The organism is Kumtagia sp., assembly GCF_059502445.1.
The window spans coordinates 16,839-30,824 of sequence record NZ_JCACER010000029.1; the positions used below are offsets into that span (position 1 = coordinate 16,839).

Annotated in this window: 16 protein-coding genes; 7 read left to right on the forward strand and 9 right to left on the reverse strand. The window is 66.2% G+C overall.

The window, feature by feature from the left end; all coding sequences use genetic code 11:
- The first annotated feature begins 71 nt into the window (after positions 1-71).
- Positions 72-917: a BON domain-containing protein gene (locus AC5JDC_RS12325; RefSeq protein WP_245428311.1), complete on the forward strand. Its 846-nt coding sequence runs from the start codon at positions 72-74 to the stop codon at positions 915-917.
- Positions 918-982: 65 nt separating this feature from the next.
- Here AC5JDC_RS12325 and AC5JDC_RS12330 read toward each other — a convergent pair whose 3' ends face one another.
- The 4 genes from AC5JDC_RS12330 to AC5JDC_RS12345 all read right to left on the reverse strand — a co-directional run bounded on the left by AC5JDC_RS12330 (position 983) and on the right by AC5JDC_RS12345 (position 3,802).
- Positions 983-1,822 carry an EamA family transporter gene (locus tag AC5JDC_RS12330; RefSeq protein WP_495841608.1) on the reverse strand — a complete coding sequence of 280 codons (840 nt, stop codon included), beginning with the start codon at positions 1,820-1,822 and terminating at the stop codon, positions 983-985.
- A 186-nt stretch (positions 1,823-2,008) separates the two neighbouring features.
- Positions 2,009-2,506: a hypothetical protein gene (locus AC5JDC_RS12335; RefSeq protein WP_106770950.1), complete on the reverse strand. Its 498-nt coding sequence runs from the start codon at positions 2,504-2,506 to the stop codon at positions 2,009-2,011.
- 127 nt (positions 2,507-2,633) lie between these two features.
- Entirely contained in the window at positions 2,634-3,275 is a 642-nt protein-coding gene (locus AC5JDC_RS12340; protein ID WP_495841609.1) for a DapH/DapD/GlmU-related protein, read from the reverse strand.
- A gap of 38 nt (positions 3,276-3,313) precedes the next feature.
- The gene (locus AC5JDC_RS12345) at positions 3,314-3,802 is read right to left on the reverse strand and encodes a CreA family protein (RefSeq protein WP_106770948.1); all 489 of its coding nucleotides are present in this window, start codon (positions 3,800-3,802) and stop codon (positions 3,314-3,316) included.
- A gap of 134 nt (positions 3,803-3,936) precedes the next feature.
- Here AC5JDC_RS12345 and AC5JDC_RS12350 point away from each other — a divergent pair, with 134 nt between their 5' ends.
- Genes AC5JDC_RS12350 through AC5JDC_RS12360 form a run of 3 tightly spaced genes read left to right on the forward strand, consistent with a single transcriptional unit; the run spans position 3,937 to position 5,621 of the window.
- The gene (locus AC5JDC_RS12350; protein WP_495841610.1) at positions 3,937-4,098 is read left to right on the forward strand and encodes a hypothetical protein; all 162 of its coding nucleotides are present in this window, start codon (positions 3,937-3,939) and stop codon (positions 4,096-4,098) included.
- Positions 4,099-4,153: 55 nt separating this feature from the next.
- Complete coding sequence (locus tag AC5JDC_RS12355; RefSeq protein ID WP_495841611.1) at positions 4,154-4,732, forward strand: SCO family protein; 579 nt, start codon at positions 4,154-4,156, stop codon at positions 4,730-4,732.
- A 16-nt stretch (positions 4,733-4,748) separates the two neighbouring features.
- The gene (locus AC5JDC_RS12360) at positions 4,749-5,621 is read left to right on the forward strand and encodes a 50S ribosomal protein L11 methyltransferase (RefSeq protein ID WP_495841612.1); all 873 of its coding nucleotides are present in this window, start codon (positions 4,749-4,751) and stop codon (positions 5,619-5,621) included.
- A 37-nt stretch (positions 5,622-5,658) separates the two neighbouring features.
- Here the strand turns inward: AC5JDC_RS12360 and AC5JDC_RS12365 are convergent, their stop codons facing one another.
- Positions 5,659-5,841, reverse strand: coding sequence for a hypothetical protein (locus AC5JDC_RS12365; protein ID WP_495841613.1), 183 nt, complete (start codon positions 5,839-5,841; stop codon positions 5,659-5,661).
- A gap of 201 nt (positions 5,842-6,042) precedes the next feature.
- On the opposite strand from AC5JDC_RS12365, the gene AC5JDC_RS12370 reads away from it, so the two are divergent.
- Positions 6,043-7,887 carry an aminopeptidase P family protein gene (locus tag AC5JDC_RS12370; protein WP_495841614.1) on the forward strand — a complete coding sequence of 615 codons (1,845 nt, stop codon included), beginning with the start codon at positions 6,043-6,045 and terminating at the stop codon, positions 7,885-7,887.
- A gap of 58 nt (positions 7,888-7,945) precedes the next feature.
- Here AC5JDC_RS12370 and AC5JDC_RS12375 read toward each other — a convergent pair whose 3' ends face one another.
- Complete coding sequence (locus tag AC5JDC_RS12375) at positions 7,946-8,242, reverse strand: AzlD family protein (protein ID WP_106770943.1); 297 nt, start codon at positions 8,240-8,242, stop codon at positions 7,946-7,948.
- Entirely contained in the window at positions 8,239-8,988 is a 750-nt protein-coding gene (locus AC5JDC_RS12380) for an AzlC family ABC transporter permease (protein ID WP_495841615.1), read from the reverse strand. The genes AC5JDC_RS12375 and AC5JDC_RS12380 overlap by 4 nt, the downstream gene beginning before the upstream one ends.
- A gap of 204 nt (positions 8,989-9,192) precedes the next feature.
- Here AC5JDC_RS12380 and AC5JDC_RS12385 point away from each other — a divergent pair, with 204 nt between their 5' ends.
- Entirely contained in the window at positions 9,193-10,032 is an 840-nt protein-coding gene (locus AC5JDC_RS12385; RefSeq protein WP_495841616.1) for a VOC family protein, read from the forward strand.
- 104 nt (positions 10,033-10,136) lie between these two features.
- On the opposite strand, the gene AC5JDC_RS12390 is transcribed toward AC5JDC_RS12385, so the two are convergent.
- A complete protein-coding gene (locus AC5JDC_RS12390) occupies positions 10,137-10,826 on the reverse strand; it encodes a DUF2461 domain-containing protein (RefSeq protein ID WP_495841617.1) in 690 nt (229 codons plus the stop codon).
- Positions 10,826-13,039, reverse strand: a complete 2,214-nt coding sequence (gene ligA / locus AC5JDC_RS12395; RefSeq protein ID WP_495841618.1) for an NAD-dependent DNA ligase LigA — start codon at positions 13,037-13,039, stop codon at positions 10,826-10,828. The genes AC5JDC_RS12390 and ligA overlap by 1 nt, the downstream gene beginning before the upstream one ends.
- Before the next feature lie 307 nt (positions 13,040-13,346).
- On the opposite strand from ligA, the gene AC5JDC_RS12400 reads away from it, so the two are divergent.
- Positions 13,347-13,985: a hypothetical protein gene (locus AC5JDC_RS12400; protein ID WP_495841619.1), complete on the forward strand. Its 639-nt coding sequence runs from the start codon at positions 13,347-13,349 to the stop codon at positions 13,983-13,985.
- The last annotated feature ends 1 nt before the right edge of the window (position 13,986 follow it).

The following is a 13,986-nucleotide window of genomic DNA, read 5'->3' on the forward strand; positions in this document are numbered from 1 at the left end:
GTCCGTTCCTGGAACAGGATGCCCGCAAGCTGGTTTCCTGTACAGAGCAGTTTTCCAGAGAGGAGACGGACATGGACAATCGCAGAGGCATGCGCGGCGAGCATCGCGGCCGCGAGGATTTCGATACCGAATACGGTCGCAGCCGCCAGCAGGGCGGCGACTATGGCGACCGCGGCCGGCAGCAGGACCAGTTCAGCCGCGACTATCGCCAGCAGGGCGGCTACCAGGAGGATTTCCGCCAGCAGGGCGGCAATGTCGGTCGGGACGAATGGTCCGCCGGCGACGAATACGGCTATGCCCAGCGCCGCGACCGCGGCGGCTACGGCTATGGCGGCGAACCCGGCGGCTACGAGAGCGGCTATCGCGGACGCGACGAATGGCAGTCGCGCGGCGCCTTCCCGCAAAGCAGCGGCTACTCGCCCGGCGACAGCGGCTATGGCTACGGTTATGGCGGCGAGGACTACGGCTCTCGCGGAAGGTCCGGCCGCTGGTCGCGCGAACGCTCCTACGGCGGCGGGCGGCGCGGTGCGTCCGAGGGCGGGCGCGACTTTTGGGACAAGGCCTCCGACGAGGTGTCGTCCTGGTTCGGCGACCATGATGCCGAACGCCGCCGCGAGATGGACCAGTATCGCGGCCGCGGCCCGAAAAACTACGCCCGCTCCGACGAACGCATCAAGGAGGATGTCAACGACCGCCTGACCGACGCCGGCTGGCTGGACGCCAGCGACATCGAGGTCGAGGTGAGCGATCGCGAGGTCACATTGTCCGGCGAGGTCGACAGCCGCATGGCCAAACGCCAGGCCGAGGACATCGCCGAAGCCGTATCGGGCGTGACCAACGTCCAGAACAATCTGCGGGTACGCGGCGGCACGGGCACGACCGCGTCGACCATGGACAAGCGCTCGGGCACGTTCTGACCGGAACGACCCGGCGCTCGGGACCCGGCGAAGCTGGCCCTCGCCGGGTCCTTCCGCGAGGGCGGTCAGCCGGATGCGGCGAGCAGGATCACGCCGGCGGCCACCACCAGGGCCGCCGCCAGGCGCCATCGCCACGGCCGCTCGCCGAAGAAGACAACGCCGATAAGCGCCGCGATCACCACGCTCGATTCGCGTACCGCCGACACCGCGCCGATCGGCGCGATCGTCTTGGCGTAGAGCACCGTGCCGTAGGCGGTGACGGAGAAGGCGCCGCCGATCAGGCCGAGGCCGAACACCCGCCACGAGATCGTGCCTTTTTTGACGTGCCGGTTCCACAGGATCGCCAGCACCACCGGCGCCTCCAGCAGGAATAGCCAGCCCATGTAGCCGAGCGGACTTTCCGAAACCCGGATGCCGATGCCGTCGGCCACCGAGTATGCGGCGATCGTCAGGCCGAGCAGTGCCGCCACGCCCACGGCGCGCGGATCGGCATGCACCGCGCCGCGCTGCAGCGCCAGGAGGCCGATGCCGAAGGAGATCGCCGCCAATCCCGCCCAGCCCTGCGGCGACAGCGTCTCGCCGATGATCAGGAACGTTCCAAGCGCCACCAGGGCGGGCGCCAGTCCGCGCGAGATCGGATAGACCTGACTGAGGTCGCCCAGCCGGTAGGCCTGGAACAGCAGCGCGTAATAGATGTAGTGGATCAGCGTCGAAGCCGCGATCGACGGCCAGCTCGCCATAGCCGGCGGCGACGAGATCGCGATCAGCGCCAGCCCCGTCGCGGCATGCGCGCCCGAAACCGCTGCCAGCACCAGCGCCCGGTCGGACGCCGCCTTGACCAGTGCGTTCCAGCTGGCATGCAGCACGGCCGCGAACAGCACGAGCGACAGGGCGAATGCGGACATCGTTCTCCTTAGCCGGCTTGGACGCGACGGCTTGCGGCGCTATCTGCCTGCTCCAGGGCGGCAAGACATTACGGCAGCGGCAGGAGATTCACCCGTCCACGGGATGCGATAGCACGAAGCGGGGAGTCTGCCCAAAAGAAAGTGCCGGCCAAGCGGCCGGCACTCAAGTGGTCATCGAAGGGCTAATCAGGCGCCGTCATAGACATAGACGACCATCGATCCGTCGGGCTGGATCTGCGTTGCCACCACATTGTCCGTGCGGATCTGCTGCTCGGTCAGCCGTGCGCTCACGGCCTGGTTGGCGACCAGCGCCGCGCGCAGATCGCTCACCGGCTGCATGTTCTGGCTCATGGCGGCGTCGAAGGCCTGCTTGTCGGCGCTGGCCCAGTCATTCACCTTCACCACGCGAACGGTCGACACTTCGCGGATGGTCTGGATCTGGCCGGCCGTCGTCGTGCCCTGCGCCATCACCGGAACGAGCGTCTCGACGCTGGTGATGCTGGAGGTGGTCATCGCATCGGTGCCGTCAGCACCCTCGGCGTTGAGCTGCTGGACTCCCGGATTGATCTGCGTCTGGCCGGTCGAATCCGGATTGCCGGACTGTGCCGGGCTCTCGGCGAAGCTCGGAGCCGCGAGGGCGGCGATACCGGCGACGGAGGCGGCGAACAGAAGGCTGCGTTTCATCTTGATATCTCCTTTGCTAGTCCCTCGCCGCCTCAACCCGCGGGACTCGCGAAGGTTCCGGGCACAATCGGTCGCAAAATCTTACAGGACGATAGACAGGGACAGCCGGCGCGAGGAGCGACGCCGATCAGTCTTTTTGGCCTTCCCAGCGAGCCAGAAAAGCCTCGATCGGCAGGGTTTGCATGTCGGGAATGGCTTTCACCAGCCGCTCCAGCGGCCAGTCCCACCAGGCAAGCGCGGCAATGCGGCGGCAGACGGTGTCGTCGAACCGCGGGCGCAGCCGTTTTGCCGGCACTCCGGCGACGATCTCGAACGGCGCCACGTCCTTCGTGACCACCGCGTTGGCACCGACCACCGCGCCATTGCCGATCGACACCCCCGGCAGGACGACCGCGCCGTGGCCGATCCAGACATCGTTGCCGATTGACACCTGCTTTGCCCGCCGGCGCTCGCGGAAGGCCGCGTCGACGCCGAGATAACGGAAGAATTCGTTCGGCCGGTAGCTGACCTTGTGGCTGGTGACCCGCTCGATCGGATGTTCCAGCGCGTTGATGCGGGTGTTGGCGGCGATCGAGCAGAATTTTCCGATCGTCGTGTAGATCGCCTCGGCATGGCGCTCGAAATAGGAGAAGTCGCCGACGGCGACCTCGCGCAGGATCACGCGCTCGCCGACCACCGCGTAGCGACCCAGCCGGCAGGATTTGAGTTCCGCCGTCGGGTGGATGCGGGGTTCGGGATCCTTGAAGCGCAGATCGGGATCGACAGCCATTCAGGCGCCCCGGACGAGCACCGGCGGGGTGCGCGGCCTCATTGCGGCTTGCCGTTCGTCCACACGACCTCCTGGCCGTAGAGGGGAACGGTGGAGATCGCCATCTTGGCCGAGCCGTCCTGCACCTGCCTGGAATGCGAGAGATAGATCAGCGTCTGGTTGGCCTTGTCGTAGATGCGGTTCACCACCTGCTTCTTCCAGATCAGGCTGATGCCCTGCTTGAACACCTCCTCGCCACCCTGGCCGAATTCGATGTCGCGGATGGTGATCGGCCCGGTCTGCTCGCAGGAGATCGCCGAATCGGACGGGTCCTCGAACCAGTTGCCCTTCTGCAGCCGGTCGACGACGCCACGGTCGAAATAGGACACGTGGCAGGTGACGCCGTCGACCTTCGGGTCCTTGATCGCCTCCACGATGATGTCGTTGCCGAACCAGTCGACCCCGACCTCGCCGACCTGCTGGGCAAAGGCCGAGCCGGCCGATATGCCGAAAAAGGCTGTCGCGAGACAGAGCGCGATGCAACGCATGGACGATCTCCTCAAGGTCGAACAACAAAGGACTTGAGAGTTGGTACGGTCGCCGGTCGAATGCAAGCCCTGTCACCGCGGCAGCGTCAAGATGGCCTCTTTCACCTGCCCGCCGCCGGCGCTATCTTCCAACCATGACGTCGCTCGCCAAGATTCACCTGCCGTCCGCGGTCAAGTATGCCGCCGCAGTCGCCGTCGCGGCAGTCGCCACCGGCGCGGCTTTCGCCGCCTGGGCGGCGCAGGGCTCCGACATACTGGTGACGATGATCCAGTCCGGCCTCTCCTGGTGCTTCTAGGCGGACGGCAGGCACAGCCAGGCAACGAAAAGCTTACCCGACAGGCCAAGCCAACATGATGCGAACCATACTCGTCGGCATTCTGGTTCTTATGGCGGCCGGCGTCGGCTGGCTCACCTTCGACTGGTACCGTGCCCGCAGCAGCGCCGAAGCCTTCGGCGCGCCCTTCACCCTGGTCGACCAGAAGGGCGCGGAGATCACCGAGAAGGCGTTCCGCGGCCAGCCATCGGCTGTGTTCTTCGGCTTCACCCACTGCCCGGAGGTCTGCCCGACCACGCTGGTCGAGCTCGACAGCTGGCTGAAGAAGCTCGGCGACGAGGGCAAGGACATCCGCGCCTATTTCGTCAGCGTCGACCCCGAGCGCGACACGGCGGAAGCGATGGACCGTTATGTCGGCAACGTATCGGACCGCATCACCGGCATCACCGGCGATCCGCAGAAGGTCGCGGAGATGACCAAAGCCTTCAAGATCTTTTCGCGCAAGGTGCCGCTGGAAGACGGCGACTACACGATGGATCACACCGCCTCGATCCTGCTTCTCGACCGCAATGGCGGCTTCTTCGGTACGATCTCCTATGGCGAGGACTCGGATGCGGCGATCGCCAAGCTCAAGCGCCTTGTCGCCGAAGGCTGAGCGGCCGCGCGCATCGATGACCCAGACGCGGCTTTTCTTCACCGCCGGCAGAGACGCTGCCGGGCGGCTGTTCCCGGCACTCGAGGCCGCCTTCGAGGAGGATGGGCTGCCGCTCGCCGTCATCGAGCTGGACGAAGCCGAGAACACCCAGGAAATCTCGCTCTATGTCGACGGCGACACCGCCGACGCGCAATGGCGCTTGGCCGAAATCCTGCGCGAGCACGGCGAGCCGGAAACGATCTCGCAGGAAAAACTGCCGGACGTCGACTGGGTGGCACGCTCGCTGGAAGGCCTGAAGCCGGTGCGCGCCGGCCGCTTCTTCGTGCATGGCTCGCACGACCGCCACCGCCGCCGCATCGGCGATCTCGCCATCGAGATCGAAGCGGGACTGGCCTTCGGCACCGGCCATCACGGCACGACGGCGGGCTGCCTCGACATGATCGGGGCGGTGGTGCGACGCGAGCGCCCGGCCAACGCGCTCGATCTCGGCACCGGCAGCGCCGTGCTCGCGATCGCATTGGCGAAGATGGCACACATCCCGGTTCTGGCGACCGACATCGATCCGGTGGCGACCAAGGTGGCGGCGGAGAATGCGCGCCTGAATGGCGTTTCCGCCTTCGTCCACACCGCGACAGCACCCGGCTTCCATCATCCGGTGTTCGGGCACGCCGGGCCCTTCGACCTGATCGTCGCCAACATCCTGGCGCGGCCGCTCATGCAGCTTGCGCCCCGGATGGCTGCCCATCTGACGCCGGGTGGATCGTTGATCCTGTCCGGCATTCTCGAACGCCAGCGCGATGCCGTTGTCGCAGCCTATTCGGCGCAGCGCTTCCGCCACGTCCGCACCCTGCCCCGCGAGGGCTGGGTGACCTTGCACCTGAAACGCTGAAGCGCGGTGATGCGTCCGATGCCGCGGACCGCAGGCCTTACAGATGGGAGACCGTCGCCCGCTTCCTGAGGTCGGCACGGTCGTAGCCGCCGGCACGCAGCGTCTCGTCGTCCATCGACAGCAGCACGCCCGCCACATAGCGGTCGGCCTGCGCCTGGCGGGCGCGGACAAACGCGTTGAGAGCGGACTTGAAGAAACCGGGAGCAGCACGGGTGGTCATCGACGTTCTCCTTCGGAACGAAACATGTCCTCCACGCCCACAAGATATGGTGCACCGCACAAACCCTGAAGTGCGGATTGTGCATGGCTCCCATCCAGGATTGCGTTCCGTCGCGGCAGCGCCGCGCGAGCGTCGGCCGCGTTGCCTTGCTCCCGGGCCGGCGATAGGGTCGCGCATTCGAATCCGGCAAGGAGGCTCGCCATGTTCCAGACCTTCGACGAGGTGAGCGATCCCACGCTCGGGGCGGACCGGGTGCGGCAATTGCGCGAATGGCTGGCGACGCGGCAGCTGGGCGGCTTCATCGTGCCCCGCTCCGACGAGCACCAGGGCGAATACGTCGCCGAGCGCTCCGAGCGGCTGCGCTGGCTGACCGGTTTCAGCGGCTCGGCCGGTGTCGCGCTCATCCTCGGTGACCGCGCCCTGCTCTTCGTCGACGGCCGCTACACGCTGCAGGCGCAACAACAGGTCGATCCGGCGGTGTTCGCCATCGAAAGCCTGATCACCAACCCGCCGCCGGACTGGCTGAAGGAGAATGCTGCCAAGGGCCTGCGCCTCGGCTTCGATCCCTGGCTGCACACGATCGGCGACACCAACGCGCTGCGCACCGCGCTCGAGGCGAAGGGCGCGGACTTGGTGGCGGTCGACAAGAACCCGATCGACGCGCTGTGGGCCGGACAGCCGCCCGCTCCGCTGCGGCCGGTCGAGATCCATCCGGCCGCCTTCGCCGGTGAACTGGCCAAGGAGAAGCTGGCGCGGCTCGCGGCCGACATCGACAAGCAGGGCGCCACCCATGCCGTGCTGACCGACCCGTCCTCACTGGCCTGGACCTTCAACATCCGCGGCTCCGACGTGCCGCATACGCCGCTGGCGCTCGGCTTCGCCATCCTGGCGACGGACGGATCGCACAAGGTTTTCCTCGACAAGCGCAAGCTGCCGATCGAGCCGGAGGCCTACCTGACCCAACTCGCCGATCTGCGGCCGCCTTCCGCGTTGGAGGGAGATCTCGTTGCGCTCGCCCGTTCCGGCGCGCGCGTGGCGCTCGATCCGGCGCTGGCCGCCGAGCGGCTGCGCCAGCTCGTCGCCGACAATGGCGGCACGGTGGTCGAGGCGCTCGATCCCGCCCGCATTCCGCGCGCCACCAAGAACGCCGCCGAGGTTGCCGGCACGCGCGCCGCCCACCGGCGCGACGGCGCGGCGATCACGAAAATGCTCGCCTGGCTGGACCGGCAGCAGCCGGGCTCGATCGACGAGATCGCCACGGTGGAGCGGCTGGAAGGCTTCCGCCGCAGTGTCGGCGAGGAGACGCAGATGCCGCTGCGCGACATCTCCTTCGCCACCATCGCCGGCGCCGGCCCGAACGGCGCGATCATGCACTATCGCGTGTCGCGCGCCACCAATCGCGTTCTTCGTGACGGCGAGCTGTTCCTGATCGATTCCGGCGGTCAGTACCAGGACGGCACCACCGACATCACCCGCACCGTGCCGATCGGCACCCCGACCGAGGAGATGCGCGAGCGCTACACGCTGGTGCTGAAGGGCATGATCCGCATCTCGATGCTGCGTTTCCCGGCAGGCACGCGCGGCGCCGACATCGACGCAATTGCCCGCGCCGCCCTGTGGGAGCGCGGCCTCGACTATGCCCACGGCACCGGACACGGCGTCGGCTCCTATCTCTCCGTCCACGAGGGGCCGCAGCGCATCGCCAAGACCGGCGTGCAGAAGCTGCTCGCCGGCATGATCCTCTCCAACGAGCCGGGCTACTACAAGGAGGGCCATTACGGCATCCGGCTTGAGAACCTGATCCTGGTGACTCCGGAGGAATCCCTCGAGGACGGCGACATCGCGATGCACGGCTTCGAGACGCTGACGCTGGCGCCCTTCGACAAGCGGATGCTGCTCACCGACCTGCTGACCCGCGACGAGCTGCACTGGCTCGACGCTTACCACGCCCGCGTGCTCGCCGAGATCGGCCCGATGCTCGACGGCGAGACGCTCGCCTGGCTGGAGGCGGCGGCGGCGCCATTGCCGCACGACCACAAGGGATGATGGCGAAGGTCTACTCGACCTCGACCTGGCGGAAGGCGGCTGAACCCTTTGGGCGGCGTCAGGCCATGAACTGACGCAGGACGATCAGCACCGCGGCCCCGGCGAGGAACATCGTCAGCAGACCGCCGCGCAGAGCGACCAGCCCGCCGACGGCGAGCGCTATCCATTCGGCCGGGCCCGCGGTGAGCATGGCCGGCGCGACCAGCGTCGTCAGCACCGCCGCCGGCACGGCATTGAGGCCCGCCTCGACGCGCGGATGCACGGTCTCGAAGCGCGACAGCACGAGATGGCCGCCGACGCGCGTCAGATAGGTCGCGACCGCGGCCGCCAGGATGATCCAGACGGTCGTGCTCATGGCGTCGGCTCCTCGGCTTCGACCTTGCCCGGTGCCGGACCGAAGATGGCGCCGATCGCGATGCCGGCGACCGCGCCCAGCGACACATGCCAGGGCGAGCCGACGAACTTGTAGGCGAGGATCGAGGCGACGCCGCTGACAAGCACGATCGGCAGCCAGAGCGGGCGCTTGCGGAAACCCATGACGATGCCGAGGAAATAGATCGGCAGCAGGAAATCGAGGCCGAGCGCCTGCGGGTTCGGCACCAGCCTGCCGAAGGCGGCACCCACCCAGGTGCAGGAGACCCAGGACACGCCGACCGGCAGGGCCGCGCCCATGTACCAGACGAAACCGACCTTGCGCCCGCTCTCGGCGCGTGCCTCGGCCAGCGCGAATTGCGGATCGGTCAGCAGGAAATAGCCGGCCGCCTGCTGCCACACCGGCCAATGCGCCAGCCGGCTGCCGATGGCGGCGGAATAGAGCACATGGCGGAAATTGACGGCGAAGATCGACAGCACGATCAGCCACGGCGCCACCTTCTGGCCGAACAGCTCGATGCCGACCATCTGGCTGGCACCGCCGAACACGGTGAGGCTCATCAGCGTAGCCTCGAAGACGCTCAGCCCGTTCGCCACCGCCAGCGCGCCGAACAGCATGGCGAATGGCGCGGACGACACGATGACCGGCACGCCCAGCCGCGCGCCGTCGAGAAGGTCGCGGCTGGCCGGACGCTCGGCGTCCTCTTCGATGGTCGCATCGGTCGACATGGCGGCTCCGGAGATTGAGCGCTAGGTAGGGAGCCGGCTTGGCAAAGTCACGCGAATTCGGCTGAACCAGTCTTCAGCGCTGCTGACTGGAGCAGTCGCTCGAAAGGCGCGTCGGGGGCATTGCCCGGATACCGGCCAGCACAGCGATTGCCCGCGGCACGGACCGTGAGCTACCGTCGCGCCGCACGCATCGTGAGAATCCGCATGAACAAGATCGATCATCTCGTGCTTGCCGGGCACGACCTTGGCGCAATGCGCGCTACCTACGGGGCGCTCGGTTTCACGCTCTGTCCGCCTGCCCGGCACCCCTTCGGCACCGCCAACACGGCCATCCAGCTCGAGGGAAACTATCTCGAGCTGCTGTCGCTGGCGGCACCGGAACAGGTTCCCGAACATGGGCCGGCGCGCTTCTCCTTCGCTGCCTTCAACCGCGACTACCTGGCGCGGCATGACGGCTTCGCCATGCTCGTGCTGGGCACAGAGGACGCGGATGCCGACATTGCACGCTGGCGTGCGGCGGGTCTGCGCACCTACGAGCGCTTCGACTTCTCGCGGCCCGCGAAGACAGCCGGTGGAGAGGACGTGACGGTCGGCTTCTCGCTCGCCTTCGCCTCCAGCCCGTCCGCGCCCTGGCTCGGCATCTTCGCCTGCCAGCATTTTTCGCCCGGCTATTTTGCGCAGGCCGAGTACCAGCGGCACGCCAACACGGCGCGAGGCGTCGCCGACGTGTGGGTGAGCGGCGCCGGCGCGGAGGAACTCGCGGGCTATTTCGAGACGCTGGCGGGAGCGGCCGCCGAGCGTCTGGCCGACCGCATCGAGATCAGGACTGCTGCCGGGACGATCGTGCTGGCTTCGCCCGAAACGTTCCGCAGCGCCTTCGGCGTGGCGCCGCCGCATCCCGAGGACGGCCCGCACCTGGCCGGGCTCACCGTCGCCTGCCGCGACCTGGCCTTTTTCGGCGGCCTCGGCCTGATGGAGGTGGGCGACCGGCTGGTGCTTCCGCCGGATCGCTGCTTCGGCACGGCGCTGGCGTTCATGGCGTAGATGACAGGCGGAGACATAAGCAGAAGCGGAAGCGATTGGACGTCAGGTCCTCCCTCGATCTCGGCTTCGCCACGGTTTTCGTGAACTCCGGGTCCGGCGAACATCTACCGAGGAGGATGCTTCTCGATCGCCCTGCCCCAGTCGAGCAGCGGTTTCGCCCGAAGCGTGAAGTCGACAAGCTCCTCGACGAAGTCCGGGCCGTGGATGCCCGCCGGGTCGATGTCATGGCGGGTCACGAAATGGCGGTTGCGGACGGCTTCACCGAGATCCGCCTCGGCTACCTGTTCGAAACCGCGCGGCAGCCGCTTCAGGCGTTCGTCATCGTCGAGCACGAGACCGTTGCTGCGCAAGGCGCCCGACATCGCGCGGAATTCGTCCGGACGCGCCACGATGGCGCTGCGCATCGCCTGCAAAAGTTCCGGCCGCGGCTGCCACCAGGCCACACCGGCGAAGCACCGGTCGACGCCGACATAGACGAACAGGACACCTTCCGACGACTTCGAGCCATCGGGCGACAGGATTGCCGAAAGATGCTGGTTGTAGGGCCGCTTGTCCTTGGCAAAGCGGACGTCCCGCGTGATCCGGAACATCGACTTCTTGCGGTCGCCCCTGAGGCCAAGTCCGAGGGCGCCGAAACGTTCGGTCAGCGTCTCAACGAGGTCGCCGAACGGCTCCCGCAGCGCGCGCTCGAAAAGCTCGCGGTTCTCCTGGAACCACTCGCGGCTCTGATGGAACTCAAGCGCCTTGAGGAAGGGGATTGCGTCCTTGCCGAATCCCTTGAATTCCGCGCCCATCACGATGATCCGGCGACGCGCTCGAACCAGGCGTCCTCATCGATCACCTCGATGCCGAGCTCCGTCGCCTGCTTCAGCTTGGAGCCCGCGCCGGGGCCGGCGACCACCAGGTCTGTCTTGGCCGACACCGAACCGGCCACCTTGGCGCCCAGCCGTTCGGCCATCGCCTTCGCTTCACCGCGCGACATCTTTTCAAGCGAGCCGGTGAAGACGACGGTCTTGCCCGCCACCGGGCTGCCGGCCGAGATGCTGACCACGTAGGGTTTGGGGCGAACCTGGGCGAGCAGCGCGTCGAGCACCGCGTCGTTGCGCTCGTTGCCGAAGAAATCGACGAGCGCGCCGATGACGGTGCCGCCGATGCCGTTGATCGATGGAAACACGGTGTGCGGGTCTTCCGCGGCCGCCGTCTCCTTGCCGACGCGGATGAATTCCTCGACGGTTGAAAAAGTCTTCGCCAGCAGCGCGGCCGTGGTCTCGCCGATGTGGCGAATGCCAAGCGCGAAGATGAAGCGGTCGAGCTCCGGCTCGCGCCGCGCGTCGATTGCCCCAAAGAGCTTCTCCAGCCCCTCGAAATTGCGCTCTTCCGCGCCGCGCGCGTTCTTGCGCGTCTTGCCCGAGGCCGCCTCGCGCTGCCGCGCCTGCTCCTCCCGGCGTTCCGCAAGCGCCCGCTGAACATCCGAACGCCTGTCCTTCAGCGTGAAAATGTCGGCGGCGGTCTTGATCAGGCCGTTGTTGAAGAAAAGATCGATGTTTTCCGTGCCGAGGCCCTCGATGTCCATTGCGCCGCGCGACACGAAGTGGCGCAGCGCTTCCACCGCCTGCGCCGGGCAGATCAGTTCGCCCGTGCAGCGCCTCCGTGAATCCTCCTTGCCGGTCTTTTCGTTGATCTCGCGTGTGGCCGGGGAACCGCAGACCGGGCATTTGTCGGGAAACCGATAAGGCTTTGCATCGTCTGGCCGCTTTTCCAGCACGACACGCACGATCTGCGGAATGACGTCCCCTGCCCGCTGGATGACGACGGTATCGCCGATGCGGACGTCGATGGGTTCTTCGCCACGGATGGGCAACCCGTTGCTGTCGATCCCGGCGATGTAGTCCTCGTTGTGGAGTGTCACGTTGACGACGGTGACGCCACCGACGGTCACCGGGTCGAGCCGTCCAACCGGCGCCAGCGTACCCGTGCGGCCCACCTGGATGTCGATCTGACGCAGGACGGTGGTTGCCTGTTCCGCCGGGAACTTGTGCGCGACAGCCCAACGCGGCTCGCCCGTCACGAAACCCCAGCGGCGCTGCAGCTCCAGCTGGTCGACCTTGTAGACGACGCCGTCAATGTCGTAGCCGAGCGAGGAGCGCTGCGCTTCGATGAGCTTGTAGTGCGCGATCAGTTCGTCGACCGATTTGGCGCGGATCATCAGCGGGCTGATCCGGAAACCCCAGTCGGCGAATTTCCGCACCGATTCGTACTGTGTCGGCGCCGGGTCCCCGGTGGTGTAGCCCCAGGCATAGGCGAAGAATTTGAGGTTGCGGCTGGCCGTGACCGACGGATCCTTCTGACGCAGCGAACCCGCCGCGGTATTGCGCGGATTGACGTAGTCCTGGCCGCCGACCGCGGCCGAACGCTGCTTGAGCGCCTGGAACTCCGCATAGGTCATGTATACCTCGCCACGGATCTCGATGACTTCCGGCCAGCCTGTCCCTCGCAACCTGTGCGGAATGTCGGCAATGGTCTTCAGGTTCGCGGTTATGTCCTCGCCGACCGTGCCGTCGCCGCGCGTGGCGCCTTGGACGAACACGCCCTTCTCGTAGCGCAGCGAGGCCGACAGCCCGTCGATCTTCGGCTCGGCCGTGAAAGCGATGTCGAAATCCTTGTCACGTTCGAAGAAGCGTTTCGCCCGCTCAAGAAAATCGACAACATCCTGATCGGTATAGGCTTTTGCGAGGCTGAGCATCGGCACGGCGTGGCGTACCTTGGCAAAGCCTTCCGCAGGCGGCGCACCAACCGACCCGGTGGGGCTGTCCGGCCGCACCAGGTCCGGGAAAAGCTGTTCGATCGCCGCATTGCGCAGCCTCAACGCATCGTATTCGGCGTCCGAAATCGTCGGCGCATCCTCGCCGTGATAGCGCCGGTCATGCTCGGCGATCTCGGCGGCGAGCCGCGCGAGTTCCTCGGCGGCCTCGGCCTGGGTGAGGTCTTCGACGGATTTCTCGTTCACCGACATGGCTTTCCTTCCGCAACAAATGCCGCCGGCACGTTAGTTCAGTTTCGCCGCGCAAGGGAGGCTCCTGTCCGAGGAGGACCGCTGCTGTTGACAGGTTCTGACTCGGGCTGTGCCGACAGTGCCCCACCGAGCACCTCGAATTGGTCCGCAGTCACAAGCTACCGTCTACAATCTTTGATTGCATCAAGAAGGTATCGCGTTGCTTTGAAAGAAAAATCTTCTGTAAATTTGATAAAATACCTTCAAAATACAACTATAACGTGATATCCAAGTAATGATCGCGCGGGCTTCGGGGGCCGTCATGCTGGATGCGGATTGGGCAACGTTCACTCTGGCTGCGGTGACTGCCGCCGCCGGACTCAGGCGGTACTGGCGCAACAGCGGGCAGGCGAGCGCGATCAAGGCCGCTGACGAGATGGAGAAGTTCCACACCGACAGATCGGTTTCCATCGCCGAACGGCTGCTGGACTACAGCACCTGCTACATCGGCTATGAGAAACTCTCCGGTGGCGTGGAGAAGATCAAGATAGAGCCGCAGGATTTCCACTTGGCTCTCCGCCACCATTCGGTCCGGCGGAAGGAGGTTCCAGGCTATGATCCCGAGAGGGACATCTTTGCCAAGACGGCGTCCGAGGGCAACTACGATCCGCAATATGTGTTCTCCGGCAGGGAACACTACATCCGCGACGTCTTCGACCGGTTTCTCGGCCGCCTCGAACGAATCGAGGCGCTGATCTCGAAGAAGGTCATCGCTCCCGAGGACTTTGCCGACCACTTCTCATACTGGCTGAAGGTCATCGGCGATCCAAAGGAACCGCAGACGCAATTCAGCGCCGACAAGCGCAAAACACTACTCGACTACATCAACAGATATGAATTCAACGGTGTGATCAGGCTGTTCGCCCGCTACGGGATGGATATTTCCCGCCCTGTGGCGTGAC

What these genes read in the sequence shown, in the direction of transcription:
- AC5JDC_RS12370 (WP_495841614.1), top strand. Translation starts at nt 6,043, where the DNA reads ATGTTCCAGACCTTCGACGAGGTGAGCGATCCCACGCTCGGGGCGGAC.
- AC5JDC_RS12385 (WP_495841616.1), top strand. Translation starts at nt 9,193, where the DNA reads ATGAACAAGATCGATCATCTCGTGCTTGCCGGGCACGACCTTGGCGCA.
- AC5JDC_RS12365 (WP_495841613.1), bottom strand. Translation starts at nt 5,841, where the DNA reads ATGACCACCCGTGCTGCTCCCGGTTTCTTCAAGTCCGCTCTCAACGCG.
- AC5JDC_RS12350 (WP_495841610.1), top strand. Translation starts at nt 3,937, where the DNA reads ATGACGTCGCTCGCCAAGATTCACCTGCCGTCCGCGGTCAAGTATGCC.
- AC5JDC_RS12325 (WP_245428311.1), top strand. Translation starts at nt 72, where the DNA reads ATGGACAATCGCAGAGGCATGCGCGGCGAGCATCGCGGCCGCGAGGAT.
- AC5JDC_RS12360 (WP_495841612.1), top strand. Translation starts at nt 4,749, where the DNA reads ATGACCCAGACGCGGCTTTTCTTCACCGCCGGCAGAGACGCTGCCGGG.
- AC5JDC_RS12400 (WP_495841619.1), top strand. Translation starts at nt 13,347, where the DNA reads ATGCTGGATGCGGATTGGGCAACGTTCACTCTGGCTGCGGTGACTGCC.
- AC5JDC_RS12345 (WP_106770948.1), bottom strand. Translation starts at nt 3,802, where the DNA reads ATGCGTTGCATCGCGCTCTGTCTCGCGACAGCCTTTTTCGGCATATCG.
- AC5JDC_RS12355 (WP_495841611.1), top strand. Translation starts at nt 4,154, where the DNA reads ATGATGCGAACCATACTCGTCGGCATTCTGGTTCTTATGGCGGCCGGC.
- AC5JDC_RS12340 (WP_495841609.1), bottom strand. Translation starts at nt 3,275, where the DNA reads ATGGCTGTCGATCCCGATCTGCGCTTCAAGGATCCCGAACCCCGCATC.
- AC5JDC_RS12375 (WP_106770943.1), bottom strand. Translation starts at nt 8,242, where the DNA reads ATGAGCACGACCGTCTGGATCATCCTGGCGGCCGCGGTCGCGACCTAT.
- AC5JDC_RS12390 (WP_495841617.1), bottom strand. Translation starts at nt 10,826, where the DNA reads ATGGGCGCGGAATTCAAGGGATTCGGCAAGGACGCAATCCCCTTCCTC.
- AC5JDC_RS12335 (WP_106770950.1), bottom strand. Translation starts at nt 2,506, where the DNA reads ATGAAACGCAGCCTTCTGTTCGCCGCCTCCGTCGCCGGTATCGCCGCC.
- AC5JDC_RS12380 (WP_495841615.1), bottom strand. Translation starts at nt 8,988, where the DNA reads ATGTCGACCGATGCGACCATCGAAGAGGACGCCGAGCGTCCGGCCAGC.
- AC5JDC_RS12330 (WP_495841608.1), bottom strand. Translation starts at nt 1,822, where the DNA reads ATGTCCGCATTCGCCCTGTCGCTCGTGCTGTTCGCGGCCGTGCTGCAT.